The following is a 4,355-nucleotide window of genomic DNA, read 5'->3' on the forward strand; positions in this document are numbered from 1 at the left end:
GGATCAAGGCGTACGCGAACGCGGGCGTGGACCCGAGCGTGATGGGCATGGGCCCGGTGCCGGCGTCGCGCCGTGCGCTGGAGCGCGCGGGCTGGACGCCGGGCGACCTGGACCTGATGGAAATCAACGAGGCGTTCGCGGCGCAGGCGCTGGCGGTGCACAAGCAGATGGGCTGGGACACGTCGAAGGTGAACGTGAACGGCGGGGCGATCGCGATCGGCCACCCGATCGGCGCGTCGGGCTGCCGGATTCTGGTGACGCTGCTGCACGAGATGGCCAAGCGCGACGCGAAGCGCGGGCTGGCGTCGCTGTGCATCGGCGGCGGGATGGGCGTCGCGCTCGCGGTCGAGCGTCCGTAACCGGCCGTCCGTAACCGGCCGTTCGCCATCGGCGAACCGAATCCGTGCGTCGGCCGATTGCGGCTTCGGCCGGCGTCACGTGAAGTCAGAGGGGGCTCCGGCAGCTCTCGAAACCAAAAAATGGAGTGAGATTTATGTCTCAGCGAATTGCGTACGTAACGGGCGGGATGGGCGGCATCGGCACCAGCATCTGCCAGCGCCTGTCGAAAGACGGCTTCAAGGTGGTTGCAGGTTGTGGCCCGAACTCGCCGCGCCGGGTGAAATGGCTCGAGGACCAGAAGGCGCTCGGGTACGACTTCATCGCGTCGGAAGGCAACGTCGGCGACTGGGACTCGACCAAGGAAGCGTTCGACAAGGTCAAGGCCGAAGTCGGCGAGATCGACGTGCTGGTCAACAACGCGGGCATCACGCGCGACGTCGTGTTCCGCAAGATGACGCATGAAGACTGGACCGCCGTGATCGACACCAACCTGACGAGCCTGTTCAACGTCACGAAGCAGGTGATCGACGGGATGGTCGAACGTGGCTGGGGCCGCATCATCAACATTTCGTCGGTGAACGGCCAGAAGGGGCAATTCGGCCAGACGAACTACTCGACCGCGAAGGCCGGTATTCACGGCTTCACGATGTCGCTCGCGCAGGAAGTCGCGACGAAGGGCGTGACGGTCAACACCGTGTCGCCGGGCTACATCGGTACCGACATGGTGAAGGCAATCCGCCCCGACGTGCTCGAGAAGATCGTCGCGACGATCCCGGTGCGGCGTCTCGGCGGTCCCGAGGAAATCGGCTCGATCGTCGCGTGGCTCGCGTCGAACGATTCCGGCTTCGCGACGGGCGCCGACTTCTCGCTGAACGGCGGCCTGCACATGGGCTGAGCGTCCGGGCTGCGCCGGCCGGGTGGCCGCGCAGCCGGGCGTTTTCCGAAGGCCCCCGCCTCCCGGATTCGGGCGGCGGGGATTCGTCACTTGCGCTACGCTGCACTCAAAGGCGTTACATGACTACTACAAAGAAGACGGCCGAACGGCTCATCAAGAAGTACCCGAACCGCCGGCTCTACGATACAGAGACAAGCACGTACATTACGCTGACCGACGTGAAGCAGCTCGTGCTGGAGCAGGAGGATTTCAAGGTCGTCGATGCGAAATCCAATGAAGACCTGACGCGCAGCATTCTCCTGCAGATCATCCTCGAAGAGGAAAGCGGTGGCGTGCCGATGTTCTCGTCGTCGATGCTGTCGCAGATCATCCGTTTCTACGGTCATGCGATGCAGGGCATGATGGGCACGTACCTGGAAAAGAACATCCAGGCGTTCATCGACATCCAGAACAAGCTCGCGGATCAATCGAAGAACCTCTACGAAGGTAACGCGATGAATCCGGAAGTCTGGTCGCAGTTCATGAACATGCAGGCGCCGATGATGCAAGGGATGATGACGAGCTACATCGAGCAGTCGAAGAACATGTTCGTGCAGATGCAGGAGCAGATGCAGAACCAGGCGAAGTCGATGTTCAGCACGTTCCCGTTCAAGCAGCCGGGCGCGCCGGAGCCCGAAAAGAAGTAACGGTTTCGCGGCAGGCCGGCCGTGGCGGCGCGAGCCGCCGGGCGTCGGCGCCGCGAAGCGGGGCGGTCGGTCGCCGTCGTGCATTCGGGCACGACGATGCGTGGTTGCCGTCTGCCGGAAGAAATCGCCGACGGTCGTCCAGGATCGTCGGCACCGAATGCCCGTGCCCGGTATGCGCGGCCATCGTCGTTCTCCAGTCGATCGAGATCCAGTCCATACGAATGAAAGCCCGGGCGCGCCGCGCCGGATGGGGCGCGTTCGTGTCCGCGTGGGCGCTCGCCTGTCGTACCATAAGCGGCGCTGCACGGAAGCCGCTTTTGGCGAACGCCGGGGCGGTTCCGGCGCACGGCGATAGGTGCGATACCGCGTCGATGCGGGGCGGCCGAGAAAAACAAACCGACTGAGAGAAAGCATGCGAGGGATTCGAACGGCATCGACCGGCAGGCTGGCCGGTCTTGCTGCGATGTTCATGATGGGTGTCGGCGTGGCCTTGCCGAGCTTTGCGATGGATTGCGCGAAAGCCGTCCAGCCGATCGAGAAGCGCATTTGCGCGAGCCCCGCGCTGCGCGCGGCCGATGCGCGGTTGAATGCGGCCTATGCGGGCGCGCTGAAGGCCGCGCCGGACGCCGCCATCCGCGACATGCTGGTGCGTAGCCAGCGCCGCTGGCTCGATGCGCGCAACAAGCGCCTCGATACCGATTACGAAGGCCATCGGCTGGCCGTCGACGAAGTGCGCAAGGCCTTCGATCGGCGTGCCGCCGTGCTGGCCGACCGATCGGGCGAAGGGCTGATCGCGCGAGCTCTGGCTGAACGGCAGTGGCTCGCGAAATACAGCGGCGGCCCGCTGGCCGGCTTCGATGCAAACTGCGATTTCATCCCCGACGATGCGAGTGGCGCGCATGTTTCCTATGCGTGTTTCGGCGCGATTCACGTGCAGCATCATGCGCGGGTGTGCAGCCAGAGCGAGGACTGGGCGACCGGCGCGGTCTACCAGTATCGTCTGGTGAGCGCGGCCGATGGCGGGAAGGTGCATCCGGTGGCGTTCTGCGAAGCGCAAGGCGCGCATGCATGCGACAGCGGCAGCGCGCAGGCGGGATGGGTGGGTGCCGCGACGCCCGGCGGCGAGAGCCGTACACCCGCGCCGGTGACGGGCCTGCCGCAGCTCGATGCCGAATTGTGGCCGCTCGGCGATGGCGGCGATGCGGCGTGGTTCGATCGGTGTCTGACGGCGCCGGTGTTTCCGGATGTGCACTGACGCGCGGCGTTGGGGGTTCGAGCAAGGCCCGCGATGACTGGCGTTTTGTTTTACCGGCCGCGGAATCGAGCGTCGCCAATGTCGGGCAATCGTTTGTTCCACTGCCACGCATGCACGAGCAAGCAAGGTCATTCGAAGCGATGAACTCGTGTGCCAGCAAGGCGGATGGAAGACATGGTCGGAAGCCCGTTATCCTCGGGTGTCACGCATGAGCATGAAGAACAGCGCGCTGCGCGTCGTCGGGCCGTCTGGCACGCTGTTGTCGGCGGCCGATCCGCCGGATGAAGGAGATGGCGGGCTGGCTGCGCTCGCCGAGCGCACCGCCACAGCGATCTCGGCGCTGTTCGTGGAGCGGCCGACACTCACGCCGTTGTCCACGAAGTCGGCCCTTCGTCCGATGACGAGCGACGGAGTGCCGCTCAACGGCTTTCTGCCCGGTGTCGCAGGCGTGTATGCGGTGGTCGCGCATCCCGGCGTGATTCTGGCGCCGTGGCTTGGCCGCTTGGCCGCGAAGACGATCATGAAAGCGTGATCCGGCTGGCGATCGGGTCGAGCGACGCCGCGCTGTCGGCGTGGCCCAAGCGGGGCGCAGGGTACGCGGACTGTCGCTATACTCGATATCCTTACATTCGTGAAAGGATGCTTCGTATGCGCCCTCGCGTCAGTGTGTTTCTCGCGCTCAGTCTCGATGGATTCATCGCCGGCGAGAACGACGATCTGTCATGGCTGGAGCCGTTTTCATCGGATTCGCCGGATGACACCGGTTATACGGCGCTGATGAACGGCATCGACGTGATCGTGATGGGGCGCAATACGTACGACACCGTAATCAACTTCGACCCGTGGCCGTATGCCGGCAAGCGGATGGTCGTCATGACGCGCCGCGAACTGGCGTCGCGCCACGGCGAAGAGCCGTTCGACGGCGCGCTTGCGACGTTGCTCGACCGTCTGGCGGCGCAAGGTCATCGTCACGTTTATCTGGATGGCGGATTGACGGCGCGAGAAGGCATCAAGGCCGGCGTCGTCGATCGCATCACGCTGAGCTGGGTGCCGATCGTGCTAGGCAAGGGGATTCCGCTGTTCGGCGCCGAGCTGCCGCAAACGCTGCTGCGGCTCGACGATACGAAGCGGTTGCCGAGCGGGCTGATGCAAGCCACGTATGTGCCAGTCATGCAGGATT

Annotated in this window: 5 protein-coding genes and 1 pseudogene; all 6 read left to right on the forward strand. The window is 64.7% G+C overall.

Annotated elements, in window-relative coordinates:
- Positions 1-359, forward strand: a pseudogene (locus JMF90_RS26205) (acetyl-CoA C-acetyltransferase); the annotation flags it as partial.
- A gap of 134 nt (positions 360-493) precedes the next feature.
- Entirely contained in the window at positions 494-1,234 is a 741-nt protein-coding gene (locus tag JMF90_RS26210) for a 3-ketoacyl-ACP reductase (protein WP_006491801.1), read from the forward strand.
- 119 nt (positions 1,235-1,353) lie between these two features.
- Complete coding sequence (gene phaR / locus JMF90_RS26215) at positions 1,354-1,920, forward strand: polyhydroxyalkanoate synthesis repressor PhaR (RefSeq protein ID WP_011549704.1); 567 nt, start codon at positions 1,354-1,356, stop codon at positions 1,918-1,920.
- Positions 1,921-2,332: 412 nt separating this feature from the next.
- Complete coding sequence (locus tag JMF90_RS26220) at positions 2,333-3,175, forward strand: lysozyme inhibitor LprI family protein (RefSeq protein WP_011549705.1); 843 nt, start codon at positions 2,333-2,335, stop codon at positions 3,173-3,175.
- 208 nt (positions 3,176-3,383) lie between these two features.
- Complete coding sequence (locus tag JMF90_RS26225) at positions 3,384-3,707, forward strand: FAD-dependent oxidoreductase (RefSeq protein WP_011549706.1); 324 nt, start codon at positions 3,384-3,386, stop codon at positions 3,705-3,707.
- On the forward strand, positions 3,704-4,355 hold a 652-nt coding region (locus tag JMF90_RS26230), incomplete at its 3' end, for a dihydrofolate reductase family protein (protein WP_226292346.1). The genes JMF90_RS26225 and JMF90_RS26230, both read left to right, overlap by 4 nt.

The sequence above is a fragment of the Burkholderia sp. E168m23 genome, from assembly GCF_016586125.1.
GTDB classification, from domain to species: domain Bacteria; phylum Pseudomonadota; class Gammaproteobacteria; order Burkholderiales; family Burkholderiaceae; genus Burkholderia; species Burkholderia orbicola.

Bases quoted from the DNA above. Each gene is read 5' to 3' on its own strand.
- JMF90_RS26210 (WP_006491801.1), top strand. From the start codon at position 494: ATGTCTCAGCGAATTGCGTACGTAACGGGCGGGATGGGCGGCATCGGC.
- phaR (WP_011549704.1), top strand. From the start codon at position 1,354: ATGACTACTACAAAGAAGACGGCCGAACGGCTCATCAAGAAGTACCCG.
- JMF90_RS26220 (WP_011549705.1), top strand. From the start codon at position 2,333: ATGCGAGGGATTCGAACGGCATCGACCGGCAGGCTGGCCGGTCTTGCT.
- JMF90_RS26225 (WP_011549706.1), top strand. From the start codon at position 3,384: ATGAGCATGAAGAACAGCGCGCTGCGCGTCGTCGGGCCGTCTGGCACG.